Annotated in this window: 13 protein-coding genes; 4 read left to right on the top strand and 9 right to left on the bottom strand. The window is 48.2% G+C overall.

Annotation, left to right across the window (positions count from 1 at the left end; translation table 11 throughout):
* Positions 1–204 precede the first annotated feature (204 nt).
* Genes K8S15_01445 through K8S15_01435 form a run of 3 tightly spaced genes read left to right on the top strand, consistent with a single transcriptional unit; the run spans position 205 to position 4,282 of the window.
* Complete coding sequence (locus tag K8S15_01445; GenBank protein ID MCD4774699.1) at positions 205–1,428, top strand: ABC transporter permease; 1,224 nt, start codon at positions 205–207, stop codon at positions 1,426–1,428.
* Positions 1,425–2,420, top strand: coding sequence for a hypothetical protein (locus K8S15_01440; protein MCD4774698.1), 996 nt, complete (start codon positions 1,425–1,427; stop codon positions 2,418–2,420). Before K8S15_01445 ends, K8S15_01440 begins: the two co-directional genes overlap by 4 nt.
* Positions 2,421–2,443: 23 nt before the next feature.
* Positions 2,444–4,282 carry an aspartyl protease family protein gene (locus K8S15_01435; protein ID MCD4774697.1) on the top strand — a complete coding sequence of 613 codons (1,839 nt, stop codon included), beginning with the start codon at positions 2,444–2,446 and terminating at the stop codon, positions 4,280–4,282.
* A gap of 160 nt (positions 4,283–4,442) precedes the next feature.
* Here the strand turns inward: K8S15_01435 and K8S15_01430 are convergent, their stop codons facing one another.
* From K8S15_01430 to K8S15_01400, 7 genes are all read right to left on the bottom strand, one after another.
* A complete protein-coding gene (locus K8S15_01430; GenBank protein MCD4774696.1) occupies positions 4,443–5,897 on the bottom strand; it encodes a radical SAM protein in 1,455 nt (484 codons plus the stop codon).
* The gene (locus K8S15_01425; GenBank protein MCD4774695.1) at positions 5,870–6,565 is read right to left on the bottom strand and encodes a glycosyltransferase family 2 protein; all 696 of its coding nucleotides are present in this window, start codon (positions 6,563–6,565) and stop codon (positions 5,870–5,872) included. Before K8S15_01425 ends, K8S15_01430 begins: the two co-directional genes overlap by 28 nt.
* A 206-nt stretch (positions 6,566–6,771) precedes the next feature.
* Complete coding sequence (locus K8S15_01420) at positions 6,772–7,281, bottom strand: biotin/lipoyl-binding protein (protein MCD4774694.1); 510 nt, start codon at positions 7,279–7,281, stop codon at positions 6,772–6,774.
* Positions 7,259–8,752, bottom strand: a complete 1,494-nt coding sequence (accC, locus tag K8S15_01415; protein MCD4774693.1) for an acetyl-CoA carboxylase biotin carboxylase subunit — start codon at positions 8,750–8,752, stop codon at positions 7,259–7,261. The genes K8S15_01420 and accC overlap by 23 nt, the downstream gene beginning before the upstream one ends.
* Positions 8,749–10,281, bottom strand: coding sequence for an acyl-CoA carboxylase subunit beta (locus K8S15_01410; GenBank protein MCD4774692.1), 1,533 nt, complete (start codon positions 10,279–10,281; stop codon positions 8,749–8,751). Before K8S15_01410 ends, accC begins: the two co-directional genes overlap by 4 nt.
* 39 nt (positions 10,282–10,320) lie before the next feature.
* Positions 10,321–11,232 carry a hypothetical protein gene (locus K8S15_01405; protein MCD4774691.1) on the bottom strand — a complete coding sequence of 304 codons (912 nt, stop codon included), beginning with the start codon at positions 11,230–11,232 and terminating at the stop codon, positions 10,321–10,323.
* Positions 11,233–11,433: 201 nt separating this feature from the next.
* Positions 11,434–12,069, bottom strand: a complete 636-nt coding sequence (locus K8S15_01400) for a hypothetical protein (GenBank protein MCD4774690.1) — start codon at positions 12,067–12,069, stop codon at positions 11,434–11,436.
* 419 nt (positions 12,070–12,488) lie between these two features.
* Between K8S15_01400 and K8S15_01395 the strand changes: the two genes are divergently transcribed.
* The gene (locus tag K8S15_01395; protein ID MCD4774689.1) at positions 12,489–13,625 is read left to right on the top strand and encodes a diguanylate cyclase; all 1,137 of its coding nucleotides are present in this window, start codon (positions 12,489–12,491) and stop codon (positions 13,623–13,625) included.
* Between the two features lie 2 nt (positions 13,626–13,627).
* Here K8S15_01395 and mazG read toward each other — a convergent pair whose 3' ends face one another.
* Both mazG and lpdA read right to left on the bottom strand, forming a co-directional pair.
* The gene (gene mazG, locus K8S15_01390; GenBank protein ID MCD4774688.1) at positions 13,628–14,413 is read right to left on the bottom strand and encodes a nucleoside triphosphate pyrophosphohydrolase; all 786 of its coding nucleotides are present in this window, start codon (positions 14,411–14,413) and stop codon (positions 13,628–13,630) included.
* A complete protein-coding gene (gene lpdA / locus K8S15_01385) occupies positions 14,406–15,764 on the bottom strand; it encodes a dihydrolipoyl dehydrogenase (GenBank protein MCD4774687.1) in 1,359 nt (452 codons plus the stop codon). The genes mazG and lpdA overlap by 8 nt, the downstream gene beginning before the upstream one ends.
* Between the last annotated feature and the right edge of the window lie 24 nt (positions 15,765–15,788).

Here is a 15,788-nt window from a genome sequence, read left to right as displayed (position 1 = left end):
TTATCGGTTACCCGGTATTTCATCCGCCGGGATATTCAATTCTTTGTACCTCCCGATGATTTCACGGTGGGCGGGGATCTCTTCCAGAAAGGCTTATCTGACAGCGCACGAGTTCACGTTCCTCAGGCATCCTGATTCAGTATGCATTTGCATGGACATGAATGAAGTTTCTTATATTCGTTCAATACATAGTCGGAGGAATAGATGAATTCACTTTCCTGGCATCTTGCGTGGAGATATCTCAGAAGGCATCCACGAAGGAAGCACCTTGCTTTTTCAACCGTTGTCAGCGTATCGGGCGTAGCTCTGGGTGTGGGAGCTCTTATAATAGTAATGGGTGTTCTCTCTGGCCTTGAGAATTTCATTGAGGAATCCGTCATCACAGTTGACGCTCCCCTTGTGATTATGGCAGACAGCGGTGGTCCATTCCAGATGTCTGACAGCCTTCTTGTTGAACTCGAAAACCTCGTTCCCATCGGGAACATCTCACCCTTCATTCAGGGAGAGGCGATAATCCGTCTTCCATCAAGGGGAGTTGATTCGGGGTGCCGGATCAGAGGAGTCGACCCCGAAAGGGAGTTCGCGTCAGGTATCATGGAGGATAAGCTCTCGTACGGAGAGCTAACTCTTTCCACGCCGGATGGGGATGACTGCATCCTGATGGGTCTATACCTTGCAGAGCAGTTCTATCACTCCGTTGGCGACACCATGTACGTGTTCCCGCCCATGGCATTCTTTTCCAGCAGGGGATATGCCATAGGAAAGGTGATTCTCTCGGGAGCCCTGGAAACAGGGTTACCTGTGAACGATGAAACACTGGCGTACATTCCAATCGATCTAGCAAGACGAATGTACCTTCCCGGCGGGGGCTATACAGGAATCAAGCTTTATCCCACAGAGGGTTTTTCTCTGGAAACGGCAGCCGAAGCAGCTGCCGTTCTCTTAACCGACGGTATATCCGTAAAAACGTGGAAAGAGCTGAACCCTGACCTTACAGCTTCCATGAAGCTTGAAAGAATGGGAGCCTTCCTTGCTCTGCTTCTTATAACAATTGTCGCTACTTTCAACATCATGGGAACCATCGCGAGGTCGGCAATTGAACGCAGAAAGGATATCTCCGTCATGAAAGCTATGGGAGCCAACAACAGGCTGATATTCAGCATTTTTCTCTGGGAGGGAATGATCGTAGGGGCAGCAGGAATCATTCTGGGATTTGCATTCGGTCTTTTCGGCTGCTGGCTTATAGGTGATACCGGTTTTATTCGGCTGCCGGATGTCTATTCGTTTCATGAAAACATTCCTGTCAGGATTTCCATACTCAGGACAGCTCTGGCCGGCTTCATCGCTTTCCTGCTCAGTCTGGCCTCCGGTATCCTGCCAGCAATGAAAGCCGCCGCGCTTGATCCGGTTAAGGGACTTGAGAGTTGAATATCCTCCTTGCGATTCTACTGTCGTATGGATACTCCCCCGGTGATTCCAGCTGGAATCTGGTAACACTGGGCAATATCCCTGAGAGAGCCATCTTTTTTGCTGAGCTCGCCGCAAAGGATGGGGGCAGGTCTACAGTTGACCTTGCCGCCATACTGGAAATGGCGGGCAGATTTGCAGAAGCTGAACGCTATTACAACCTTGCGCTTAACTCCTCAACGGATTCTCTCCTGTCAGAATGGCTTGAAAACAGGATATCGGGCAGCAGAACCCTTGATACACTTGTTATTCTCAGTACCTTTGTCACTAATATGAGCGATGAAGATGCCATAGACATTTTAGTCGAAATTCCTCTGCCGGTACCTCATCCCCCATACCAGCAGATAGAGCGGTTGGCCGGTGTTTTTAAAGCGGATGGAAACCTGATGAGATACTGGATTGATCTCCTTCCTTCTCAGACCACGGTTGTTCTCCCGCTGGTACTTCATATAAGGCAGCAGCCTTACAGTTTCAGACCCCTGCCTTTGTACTACCCGGACATATATGGTTCCATAAACCTGGAGGATATTTCATCTTTGATTAGAACAACTCAGATCCCTGAAACTGAAACCGGTCCGGGACCCTGCCTTGAAATCGCACATCTCCTGCAGAACAGTGCAAAAGAAGCAGGTTTAGAACTTCAGATCATCGGTGGATTATTCAGAACCGGCTCGGACAGCCTGCTTTTCCATGCCTGGAACCTTCTTCCCGGAACCGGAATTCCGATTGACGCTGTTCTTTTTCAGGCAGACTCGCTGCGAGGTATAGGTCATTGTCCGGCGGACGTTATTCCCCTCTGGGATTTTGAGCATACCGACGGACATGAGGTCTCGATCTTTTATCCGCAACAGAACATTCAACTGGACATTTCAATGCAGGCATCCTTCGCAGACCCGAACCTGATTACCGAACTTCTGAGGCTTTTTCCTATATGCCTGCTATCAGGAATTTAGCTTTTTATAACCTGGAGGTAATAATGAAATTTTTCATTCTCGTAATCTTTCTCTCACTGATGATAAACAGCCTGACAGGATGCGGAACTGACAAAGAATCCGCTGATGATGAACATACAATTCTGCATAACTGTATTGTGGCCATCGGTCTCGAGGAGGAGATCAGTAACATTCAGGTTATTCATACCGCAGACAGTCTTTACATGGCGGGAATGGCCGGCATGACCGAATCATGGTGGGTCCGTGAACCCTTCATCGGATTCTCCGTCACGGAGATAGGACCAATAAAGCAACAGGTTCTCATTCAGGGGGACAGTGTATGGACGGTAGACCGCAACGGGCACCTTTCTCCCGGAGGCGTCGAAGAGCGGGATCAGATGCTGCTTTCCAGAAATACGGTCTTCTACGACTATCTTTTTGATGCTTCCATGGTATCCATTGGAGCGGATACACTGATAGACAGTGTACTGACCGTGCCTGTGCGGCTTGAGGACGACCAGAACGTGGTTTACTACTATTCAAAGGAAACATGGCTTCCTGTGCTTATGACAGCGGTAACAATGGGTCTTGAAGTCAGAAGTTACCCTGATGACTACGAGAACATCGAAGGCATAGTCACTGCAATGAGCAGCGTAAGCACTATTCCAGCACTGGGACAGGAGATCTTAAGCCGGAATATCCTGACTGAATACAATGTAGCAATTCCTGAATCAATTTTCGTACTTACTCCAGCAGGAGGTGACTGGGAACTGGAGAATCCAGGAACTCCTACAGCCTTTTCACTCAAGGGTGAACATATTTACCTTGATGGAGAAGTTAATGGTAACCCGGTAATAATTCTGCTTGACAGCGGTGCCGGCGCAACAGTTCTTGACAGTACACTGGCTGCAGACCTGGGACTTGAGTCAACCGGGAACCTCCCGGCAAGAGGCATCGGAGGAACAAGGGAATTCTCGTTCGTGATGGTGCCTTCCTATTATGCCGCAGGAGCCCTGGTGAGTGGTCAAACCCTTGCCGTAATGCCCCTTTCGAAGGAGTTCTACCCCTCTACCGGGGAAATGATAGATCTCATTCTCGGTTACGATTTCCTCAGCCGTTTTGTAACGAGGATCGATTACGGCTCTGAAACTATAACCCTGTTCGACCCGGACGGTTTCACTATCCACAACGATGAAATATCAATTATTCCGGCGGAGAGAAGCATGAGCCTTCTTTCAGTTGAAGCTGTTCTTGAGGATTCTGTTCCCGTCATTCTTCTTCTGGATACCGGAGCAGGTGGAAATATCCACCTTACACCATCGTTCTTTGAGGATCATCCTGAATTCCTGAATGATAGACCCTCGTTCGAAACCGAGATACAGGGTGTTGGGGGAGAAGAAAATATCAGCGCATTCAGAGTCTCAAAGATCACACTTGGAGACTATACGGTTCCCGGCGGTCTCTGCTCAAGCTTCAGCGGTGGTGACGTGTTCAGCCAGTACGATGGAATTCTCGGGACCGGTGTTCTTTGCAGATTCATATTGTATCTTGATTACGCCCAAAGCAGGATTATGCTGGAGCCATCCTCCATTTTCGAGGAAGGCCTTCCGGAATCACTTACCGGCATGGGGATTGAAATCGAGGACAACTGTCTTATCGTAAGCAAAATCATACCGGGCTCCCCCGCAGAAAAAGCGGGTATCATCGAAGGCGATGTACTGCTTGAGATAAACGGAGAGCCTGTCTATGTGGAACAGTTGAATGAACTTGACAGATTCATTCCGAACACAGTCAATTCGGCTGTATCGCTGAAGCTTTCCAGAGACGGCAGCGAATTCGAACTTGAGCTGATAACGGATTTTCTTGTCCCGATGATTCAATAAGTTAAAGAAACGGAAGTAATAAATATCTGATTACCTCCGCTCCAATTTGTTACAAACCGGTGAGTACAGAGGATCAATGAACAATTTCTCCGGTGTATTCACAGGTATAATGTAAGTGTAGCAAGTGACGTCCAGCCCCATTCATAGAGAGCGCAATGCCTTAGTACCGTTTATCCCCTCTGAGCAGGGTCAACAGTTTTGAGAACCCGAATGAGGTGTAATGCCAGAGCTGTCCGAATGATCGTATCCTTCCCAGTGTGCGAAGGATGAACGCGGGTGAAAGGTACGTTCCCAGTATGGCTCTTTTTCTCTCGGCTGCAACCTCGGCGCTTGTGAGCGTATATGTGTTCATTATCGGTGTGAAGTAATCACCACCGGCCAGATCCTCTTCACGGAAAAGACCGTCTTCAAGGGCCATCTCGTACATTGGCGTTCCTGGAAACGGGTATGCCGCATGGAACTCGTAGAAGTCAGCGGGAACAGATCTCGCGAAACGCGCCGTCCTCCGTATGGACTCCTTCGTATCCCATGGAAGTCCAACAACGAAGTAGAGGAGCGACATGATTCCGTTTTTCCTGCAAACCTCCACTGCCCTGTAGACCTGATCGAGAGCTATATCCTTGCGTATCTTCTCCAGTATCTGCGGATCGCCCGATTCAACTCCGAACGAAACCACATGACATCCTGCGGCTGCCATTACGGCTGCCATCTCGCCGTCAAATGTGTCTATTCTGGAATTGGCCCCCCATCTGATATCCAGAGCCGCTTCGCTGATTGCTTTGCAGAGTTCCAGCACCCATTTCCTATCCATCGTGAATGTATCCGACCTGAACAGGAAGGAACGTATGCCGTGATCGCTGACGCAGCTTTCCAGTTCCCGCACGATGCTTTCGACCGAGCGCTTTCGCAGTTTTCTTCCGCTCACGAGAAAGACCGGACAGAAAACACACCTGCCGGGGCAGCCTCTCGAAGTGAGTACCGGCGTTAAAGGGCTGCCGGTTTCCGGATCTTGGTACAGCTCGTTCCTAAGCAGGTCCCTGGCCGGGAACGGCAGTGAATCGAGATCTTCCGGTGGTGGTCTGTCCGGATTGCGAATAAAATTTCCGTTGTCCCCGATACGGGAAACTCCCGGTACATCGGTCGGGTCTTTACCCGAAACCAGTTCCGCGATGACGAGCTCCGATTCTCCCCTGACCGCGATATCCAGCTCCGGGTGTTCCAGGAGGGCTTCCTCATCGTGATCGTAGAAGTGCGCTCCCTTACCGATACATGTCACCGAATCACCAAGTATCCCGTGAGCCTTCTCCGCGGCTACCATGTCGCGCTTGAATGTAGGCGTTGTAGTGCTTATAACCAGAATATCAGGTCTGAAGTTCCGCAGCTCGGTCTCCAGGGCTATCCAGCCTCCACCCTCAATTGGGAAATCCTTTATCCTGCAGTCGGCTCCGGCGGCTTTCCGGCAAGTTGCCGCGATATAGGCGAGATCCATCGGCGGTCTGGCGCCCTGAGCCATCATGCTCCTGACCGGAGCCTGGCATCTGTCTTCCCTGAGGTAAACACCGGTTGGCGGATTGACGAGAAGAACCCTCATTGTGAACGTACATTTCTGATGCATCTGAACATCTCAACGAAAGCTTTTACGATGACACCGAACCTTGCCCCCGACTGATCACCGAACCGCCTGGGGTAGTGGGGTATTCCGATCTCACGAAGGATGAAACCCGCTCTGGAACATCTGGCGAGAAGTTCAGCGGAGACCATGGCGCCCTCGGAGGTCAGCTGCGGAATGGCTTTCAGAGCATCCCGGGGAATTAGCTTGAATGCGCAGTCTATGTCACGAATCCCCCTGATACCCAGTACAAGCCGCACGGCTCCGTTGAAAAGTCTTGCGTTGATCCTCCTGTAGAGGGAATCCATTCTGTTCATGCGGTAGCCGAGGGCCAGCAGTTTCTCCCTGCCCGATTCTGTGAGTTCGATGAGTCTGGATATGTCGGACAGTCTGAACTGGCTGTCCCCGTCGCTGAAAAAGACCCACTCTCGCGTGGAGGATTCAAGTCCGGATCTTACTGCTGCTCCGTAACCCCTGTTGGTCTTGTGAGAGACTATTCTTACTATCTCTGGAAAACGGCTCCTCACCGTCTCAGCCCTCTCGGCGGTACGATCGGTGCTGCCATCGTCGACAGCGATGATCTCTAGGTCGTCTGTCACCGTCGAACCGACCTCAAGCGCTTCCTCCAGAACTGAGATTACGTTATCCTCCTCGTTATGAAACGGGAAGAACATGCTCAGGGATATGAGCTTTCCAACGGGTTCTGTAATTCGGTTACTCCCCTCTCATGGCCGCGTTCAATGGCAAGTTATAAAACAAACGATAATTTATCTTAATATTAGACCAGGTGATGTACTCCGCAACCAGCCTGACCTTTTATCGGTATCCCTGTGGAGGTGCGTCAATGGTTCTGAGAGATTGATCTCTATTCGCTACATTTTCAACTTTCAATTACGAAGAGACAGTCACCTGAGTTTACGGAAGCCCCCGTTTCAACCGGGATTTCGGAGATGACGCCTGAAACGGGCGCTTTTATTTCATTCTGCATCTTCATAGCTTCAAGAACAAGAACTCCGGTATCGGCTTCCACCTGTTCTCCCGCTTTGCACATCAGATCTACAACAAGACCGGGCATGGGGGCGGTTACAATCAGCCGTCCACTGGCCTGGGCCTTTGCTGTTGTGACCACTTCCCTCTCATCCGTTACACTGAATTCGTAAACCTCTCCCCTTGTAACAACCTGATACTTCTCCTTGAAGCGTTCCACTTCAACATTGTATGACTTTCCATCAAGAATAATCGACAGATGCTGAGGAGATATTCTGGAAATACTTACAATTTTATGTGTGCCGTCTATCTCGATTTCAAAAAGCTCATCGTGGGGACGAACTTCAAGTCTTGAAGCGGCAACTCTGAGCGTATGCTCGCTATCTGATACTTCGAATGCCACCGTACATCCTTCCAGAAAGTTTCCATCTGTCATCCTGTTTCACATTGGAAACGAAATCAACCTTTTCGTTATCCATTGCCACTATTGTAGCAGCAATTGCGGATATTTCCAGGAATTTGTTCGTCTTTTTTTTCTCTATCCTGGTGACTATACCCGTATCGTAATTTCCTTCAACGAAATCACTGTTCACGAGTACCTTCCTGTGAAAAGGAATGGTTGTTTTGACACCCTTTATCTTGTATTCATCGAGAGCCCTCAGCATCCTGGCTATGGCTTCTCTTCTGTCTCTGCCCCATGCAATTACTTTGGAAAGAAGAGGATCGTAGTATACAGGAACATCATAGTCCGAAGATATTCCTGATTCAACCCTGATACCTGGGCCGGAGGGTTCTACAAGCTCCTTTATATAGCCAACCGAGGGGAGAAAAGTCTCGGGATCCTCCGCTGAGATCCTGCATTCTATTGCTGCTCCGTTAATACCGATGTCTTCCTGGGTCAGATTCAGTTCTTCCCCTGAAGCTATCCTTATCTGTTCCTTGACCAGATCTGTACCGGTTATCATCTCGGTTACCGGGTGTTCAACCTGCAGTCTTGTGTTAACCTCAAGGAAGTAAAAATCCCCGGAGGAGTCAATCAAAAATTCAACCGTACCGGCGTTCGTATATCCTGAAGCTTTAACGGCGGTAATTGCGGCGTTGCCCATTCTATTTCTCATTGCTTCGTCGAGGATGCAACAGGGGGACTCCTCAATGAGTTTCTGGTATCGCCTCTGAACAGAGCATTCCCTTTCATTGAGATGTATGACATTGCCGTAGTTATCCGCAAGGATCTGCATTTCAACATGTCTCGGTTCGATCAGGTATTTCTCCATAAAAATGTCTGGATTTCCAAATGCGGAAAGGGCTTCGGCTCCAGCTCTTTTAAAGGCGGATGGCAGTTCATCCTTCGAATGAACAACACGGACTCCTTTCCCGCCGCCGCCAGCCGCGGCTTTCAACAGAACGGGGTATCCTATTCCCACAGCAGAGGTTAGAGCTTCGGCTTCGGATTTCATGGGCTCTTCTGTTCCGGGTATTATTGGAATCCCGGCTTTCTTCATCAGCTTTCGAGCTTCCGTTTTGTTCCCCAGAAGAGCCATTGAATCCGCAGATGGGCCAATGAAAATGAGCCCTTCCGCAGTACAGGCTGCAGGCAGTGCGGGATTTTCAGCAAGAAATCCATAACCGGGATGAATAGCCTGACAGCCAGCTTTCAAAGCTGTCTCGATTATCCTGTCAATCACAAGGTAACTCTCAGCAGAGGGAGCGGGACCAATTTCGTATGCTTCGTCCGCATACCTCACGTGCTTCGCTGATCTGTCGGCCCGTGAAAATACAGCAACTGAAGTAATTCCCGTTTCGTGACAGGCCCTGGCGATTCTTACAGCGATCTCACCCCTGTTCGCTATCAGAATTTTGCTTATACCGCTCATAATGGACAATTTCCGTGTTTCCTCGGCGGCATACTCTCCCGCTTGCCATCAAGGATTTTCAGCGATGATATAACCCTCAACCTTGTTTCGTGGGGTTTTATCACCTCATCAATATATCCCATTCCCGCAGGAACGTAAGGATTGTTGAACATTTCATTGTATTCATCTATGAGGAGCTGACGCTTTGATTCGGGGTCTTCATCTTTTGCGATATCCCTCTTGAAAAGGATTTTAACAGCTCCCCTGGCTCCCATAACCGCGATCTGAGCTGAGGGCCAGGCGAAATTCACATCCGCGCCGACATTCTTTGAATTCATAGCTATATAAGCCCCTCCGAACGCTTTTCTGGTTACAACCGTGATTCTGGGTACGGTGGCTTCACAGAAAGCGTAGAGCAGCTTTGCCCCCTCCCGAATAACCCCGGAATGTTCCTGGTCAACGCCGGGAAGAAAACCTGGCGCATCCTCAAATACAAGAATTGGTATGTTGAAGCAATCGCAGAACCTGATGAATCTCGCAGCTTTGGCGGAAGAAAGAGTATCCAGTACACCGGCAAGCACAGCCGGCTGATTGGCAACGATGCCAACGGGCATTCCATCCATCCTTGAGAATCCAACTATCATGTTGGGGGCAAAGTCCTCATGAACCTGAAACAGCCTGCCGTCATCAACGACCGACTCTATTATGGATTTCATATCGTAGGGCAGGGATGAATCATCCGGTATTAAGGTATCCAATGATTCATCACTTCTTTCCACAGGATCGGTACATTGCACTCCGGGAGGATCACTCATATTGTTCTGAGGCAAATAAGTCATGAGTTCCCTTATCGTTGCCAGACACTGTTCCTCTGAACTGACATTAAAATGTGACACACCGCTTTTCCTGCTGTGAGCAACTGCCCCTCCGAGTTCTTCAAAAGTAACATCCTCATGTGTGACTTCTTTAATCACATCAGGTCCGGTCAGAAACATATAACTGGACTGATCTATCATGAAAACAAAATCGGTCAGGGCAGGGGAATAAACCGCTCCACCAGCGCAGGGGCCCATGATAGCGGATATCTGGGGAACAACACCGGAAGCTTTAACATTTCTAAAAAAGATATCCCCGTAACCTGCCAGGGAATTGATACCTTCCTGTATCCTTGCTCCTCCGGAATCCTTTATGGCTATTATCGGGACGCCGTTTTTCAGAGAAAGATCCTGCAGTCGTGATATTTTGTCAGCTACTGCTTTTGAAAGGGATCCACCGAAAATGGTGAAGTCCTCCGAATAAACGCAAACCTGCCGACCGTGGATTCTTCCGTAACCCGTTACAACGCCGTCTCCGGGAATCTTTTTTCCCTCCATACCGAAATCAATGCAGTTGTGGGTAACCAGCATGCCCATTTCATGAAACGTCTCGGGATCAAGAAGAAGATGAATGCGCTCTCTTGCAGTCAGCTTGCCATTCTCATGCCTTTTTCTGATCCTGTTCTCGCCGCCACCTAAAAGAGCCTCAGATCTTAAATCATCAAGTCTGGACAAAAGAACCCCCTTGATTTTAGTAATAAGTAAATCGTCTGATCAATCTTCCCTTCTGATAAGAATAATCATTCCGGTAGTATCCTCACTTATATAAATACCACCCGACGGATCAACAGCAACATCTTCAATATTGTTAAAGCCCTGCGCGAAAACGGTTGTAGCACCATTTTCATCCACAATAGAAAGCCTTCCCGAACCTTCTCCCATGTCTTCCTCGACTACGTACAGAGGAAAGAATCCTTTGTCGCTGCTGCAAATTCCCTCGCACGCGCGCAAACCCCTGCAGAAAACTTCCCATTCTCCGGATAATGGATCAATACGCAGAAGTGAAGTCCGAATAAACCCGTACCCGGAAAGTTCATTACATACATAGAGCATCCCGCCGTTGTCCGCAATGAGATCTGAGAAGCTCCATAGATACAGCGATGAGAAAATGGGGGAAGAACCGCTTGTATCAACCCTGAGAACTCCGGTCAGCACTGGAGGCAGTGAAATCGCTTCCAGGCTGGATTCGGTAACAGCAAGGCTGCCGTCACATATCCATGCGACTCCTTCAGGATACTGAAGGCTGTCAGCAAGTACCTCTACATTGCCCGATGGCTCGATTGCAATCAGGCGTCCATACTCTATGTCTTCCGTAACGTATATCGACTCAGAACTGTCCACAGCGATACCTTCAGGATTCACAAGACCTTCAGCAATTATGATTGCACTCCCGGATTTATCTATCCTGTATACGGCTCCATCGCCTTCCGAAACTGCATACAGATAGCCCTTGGATGAAAATGCAAGCCCGTCAACTCCGTTGATACCGGTAGCGAATACAGTGGCGGTGTATCCATCGGGCAGTGTTATTCTTGTAAGTGAATCCCCGCAGTTCAATCCATCGGAGTTACAGGGCTTACCGGATGCTATAACTGCCAGAACAGTAAAAAGTATTGTACTTCGCATTTGTTCCAAACCATCAAACAGGAATGATATCCGGCATCGTGCGGAACTATCGCCGGATACCCGTTACATATTCAAAAGATTGCACTTGATACTCATTGAGGCCTCCCCCTTGGCTTATGTCTATCCTGCAAAGATGAGGGCAAGGCGATGGACTATTTAATATACTCGGTTACTTTCATGGAGCCCTTTTCCTGATGAAGTCTATCTGAACAGACCCTTGATCGCTCCCCAGCTTTCGTTGTTCAGGCCGGCACCAGTAGGAATAATGTATACTCTGAAGAGGGCATCAATCTCGTATCCCGCTCTTACCACGGGCTCCCATAACAATCCGTTCTGGTAGTAACTGTGGGCTATTCCTGTAAAGTTGTTAAACTGGTCGTAAATAACTGATGGAAGACCCAATATCGAATATTCTATGGTGTTCGCTATCATCCAGAAATCAGTTTCTATTGATATTCCTGGTAAGTAGTTTACTATTACAGGAGCATTATGAATTGCGGTGACATGGTCGGATGCGAGAGGTGTTGCAGGTCCAGTAACATCGCCGGCCCAAAGTTCCAGAACAATTTGATCTGTATCCCAGGGAAGCGAAGCATGATGATAAAACCACCATTCTGTGGATTCAAATTCATAGTTCGGATTTGTCGTGAAATCCAACATATCGAACCATGTTCCGTAGTAAGCTGCTCCTGAAACTATCCAGTAAGAGGTTCCATCATCGTATTGCAGAGCATCATCAGTTCCAGGCATGTATGCGACAGGATCTTCAACAGGGTAACTGTCCGCTGTAAAGGTAAAGGCAGCTGCGAGAGCAAGAACAATCAGCAAATTCTTCATTTTAACTCCCTTAGAGTTATGATACATGTTATTGAAAAAGCCTTTGATATCCGGCATCGTGCGGAACTATCGCCGGATACCCGTTACATATTCAAAAGATTGCACTGGACAGGAATGAAGTCAAGATAAACTTTAGTCTTTCACTATTCCCTATTATTTGTGTATATAACGTTGTATTTGAATTAACGAAATGAAACAAGAGGTACACCATTAATTCACCACTCGAGATTCTGTTAATCGAGAATAACCTTGATGACGCAAGGAACTTCCGCGGGATTCTGAGGAAAATTAAAACTGAACAGTTTCACATTGAAAGAGCAAATAGCCTGGCTTCCGCCCTGAACAGAATAAAAGAGCAGAATTTCGATGTCATCGTAGCAGACCTGAGTCTTCCTGACAGTTCCGGTAACGACACTACAGTGCAGATCTGCCGTAACGTTCAGGACATTCCTCTTATCGTTCTTACTGAGATAGATGATAAAAAAACTGAGTTGAATGCCCTTAAGGCGGGAGCCCAGGATTTTCTTGTAAAGGGAAGACTCCATCCAGATAACCTGATGAGAGCAATCCATCATTCCATTGAAAGAAAACAGCTTGACTGGCAGCTGCGGCTTGCAAGGCGCAGGTTGAGAATTCTCCACGATGCCGCATCGAAACTGGAAGTCTGTTCGATGAAGAAGAAAGCCTTTCAGCTTGCCATAGATTCAGCAAAATTGCTTCTTCCGAACTCGATGTGCCAGATATTCACCGAGAAAAACGGAGTACTTACAGTTACAGCCACATCACCTGAACTGATTGACAGAATTGGAAACGAAATAAATCTGGATTTCGGTCTCGCCGGAATGACTTTTGCGGAAAAGCGAACATTTCAGTTCAAAAGTCATAACGATATACCTATAATGACTCCGGACAGTGAAACTTTCAGATCCGGAATATCAATATCCATAGGTTCCGAGGCTGTTTTGCAATGCGTCTCAAACGAACCGGACGCTTTCACGAACGATGACACTAATATGCTCGAAATGCTTGCCGGACATCTTTCCGGAACAGTTGACAGGATCAGTCTTGAACGAAAACTCAGAAATCTGGCCATTCGCGATCCACTCACAGGCGCTTTCAACCGCAATTTCTTCCAGATAGCCCTGAACCGCGAAAAGCTCAGGGCAAAGAGGTACAAAAGCAGTGTAGGCTTTCTTATGGTCGATATTGATAATTTCAAGGAAATAAACGATCGATACGGCCATTTAACCGGAGACAAAATTCTCAGAGAAGTGGCTTCATATCTTTCTGATTGCATAAGGGAAACCGATTATCTCATCCGTTACGGCGGAGACGAATTTCTCATGATACTGATAGAAACCGGACAAACGGCTTCAATAGTCAGAGACAGGGTTGTCAATGGCTCAAAATTGGCTGAAAGGACCACGCATATCATCGGTTCTGCGGTAACTCTTTCTATCGGTTGCGCGCATTGGAATTCGGACACCGTAATTTCAATCCGCGAGACACTGGCCGAGGCAGACCGCAAAATGTACGAACACAAGAGAAACAAATAGTATCATTCAAGCTTGGCCTTCTGCCAGGCATTTTCCATCATCTCCATGTCAGCTTCATCAAGCGAATACCCGGCTTTTTTGAGTATTATCTCCATCTTCGTGAACCTGTCAATGAATTTTTGATTATTTGCTCTCAACACTGCTTCCGGCTCAAAACCAATAAGTCTGCAGTAATTTACAATACTGAAAAACACATCACCAAGTTCGTCTTTCTGAGCATCGGTATCGTTACTATCAAGGGCATTTTCAAATTCACGGAGTTCTTCCAGGATCTTGCTTCTTGCGCCCCGGGCATCGGGCCAGTCAAATCCAATTTCTGAAGCTCTCTGCTGGATTCTCCACGCTGTCTGAAGGGCCGGCATACTCGAGGGAATGGATGCGAAGAATCCCTCATCCTTTTTTTCCGAAGCCTTGATTGCCTCCCACTGCTGTTCCACTTCACCTGAAGTAAGATCGTTCTGCTGCTGAAATACGTGAGGATGCCGTCTGACCAGTTTGGATGAAATACCTTCAACAACATCCTTCAATGTAAACTCTTTCTGTTCCTGGCAGATAACAGCTGACATTATGACATGCAGCAGAAGATCACCCAGTTCACTTCGAAGCAGTTTCATATCTCCTTTCGCGATGGCATCCGCAACTTCGTAAGCCTCCTCAAGCATGTAAGGGCTGAGCGATTCAACAGTCTGTTCTCTATCCCAGCTGCAGCCGGAGCGACTCCTGAGTTTCATTACAATCCTGACCAGACCGTCCATAGCGGAGATAAAACCGTCCGGAGATCTATCCATGAATAGCTCCTGCTCCGAAGGATTCTCCGGCTTCCATATACAGCTCCGACAGAGTAGGGTGCGGGTGTATCATCTCCCCGATTTCAGATGCTTTAACACCAAGATTTACCGCCAGAACAGCTTCTCCGACAAGGCTGCTTGCGTCAGCACCTACTATCTGAACCCCTATTACTACATCATCCCGCTCTCTGGCGATTATTTTCACAAAGCCCTCTGTTTCGTTCATTCCCACCGCCTTACCATTTGCGATGTACCTGGACATTCCAGTTCTTACTGGAACTCCTCTCTCTTCCCACTCATTCTGTCCTGGACCGACTATGGCTATTTCCGGTGAAGTAAAAATGCAGCCCGGCATTGTATCCGGGTTGATTGAACGGTCTCCGCGGCCGAACATACGATCCACAGCCGCAAGAGCCTGGGCACTCCCTGCATGAGCAAGCTGCCATTTGCCTGTAACATCTCCCGCTGCGTAAACTCCCTTAAGATTCGTCATCTGATTATCATCTGTCTGAATCCCCGAGAATGTGAACTCAACTCCTGCCGCTGAAAGGTTAAGCCCCTCGGTTCTCGCCCTTCGACCTATGGAAACAAGAATCCTGTCAGCAGACAATTGCATTCCATCTGCCATAATGACTTCGGCACTCTTCTCCGATACCTTTACCCTCTCCGCCGCGTTGTCGGTATGGATATTGACTCCTGATCGATTCAGGGAGCTGTTAACAACCTGTCTGATATCATCGTCTATGCCGGGCAGTATCGAAGGCAGCATCTCAACGATGGTAATTTCTACACCAAGACTGGCAAAAATGGATGCAAATTCACAACCTACTATTCCCCCGCCTACGATGATCAGGCTCGCGGGAAGTGTATCCCATGAAAGGACATCCCTGCTGGTCTGAACTCCATCTACTGCAAACGGTCCGGGTTTAAGGGGAAGAGATCCTGGAGAAAGCAGTACGTTATCAGCCTCAAGCAATTTATCACCAACCAGAACCTCCCCACGGTTCTTCAGCACTGCGTGAGCGTTAAATACTTCAATGCCCAGATGTTTTAAGTGTGCTTCCACGCCCTTTCTAAGGCGCTTTACCACCAAATCCTTCCTACGGGAAAGCTTGTCCCATGAAAAGGAGAGGCTACCTTCAAGTCCGTATTTCCGGGAATTCTGTGAATTCCTTAAGAGGGTTGTGCTGGCAACCAGTGTCTTGGTCGGAATGCATCCTCTGTTGAGGCAGGTTCCGCCCATCTCCTCCTCCTCTGCAACAGCAACCCTTTTGCCGAGTTGAGCAGCTCTAATGGCAGGAACGTATCCCGCCGGTCCGCCGCCTATAATCACAAGATCGTATTTGTTCATTGCGCATCCTTGTCAATTTTCGAG

Source organism: Candidatus Aegiribacteria sp., assembly GCA_021108005.1.
Taxonomy (GTDB): domain Bacteria; phylum Fermentibacterota; class Fermentibacteria; order Fermentibacterales; family JCC-6; genus Aegiribacteria.
The sequence above is the reverse complement of the archived record's forward strand: the minus strand, read 5'-3'. Positions and strand labels throughout refer to the sequence as shown.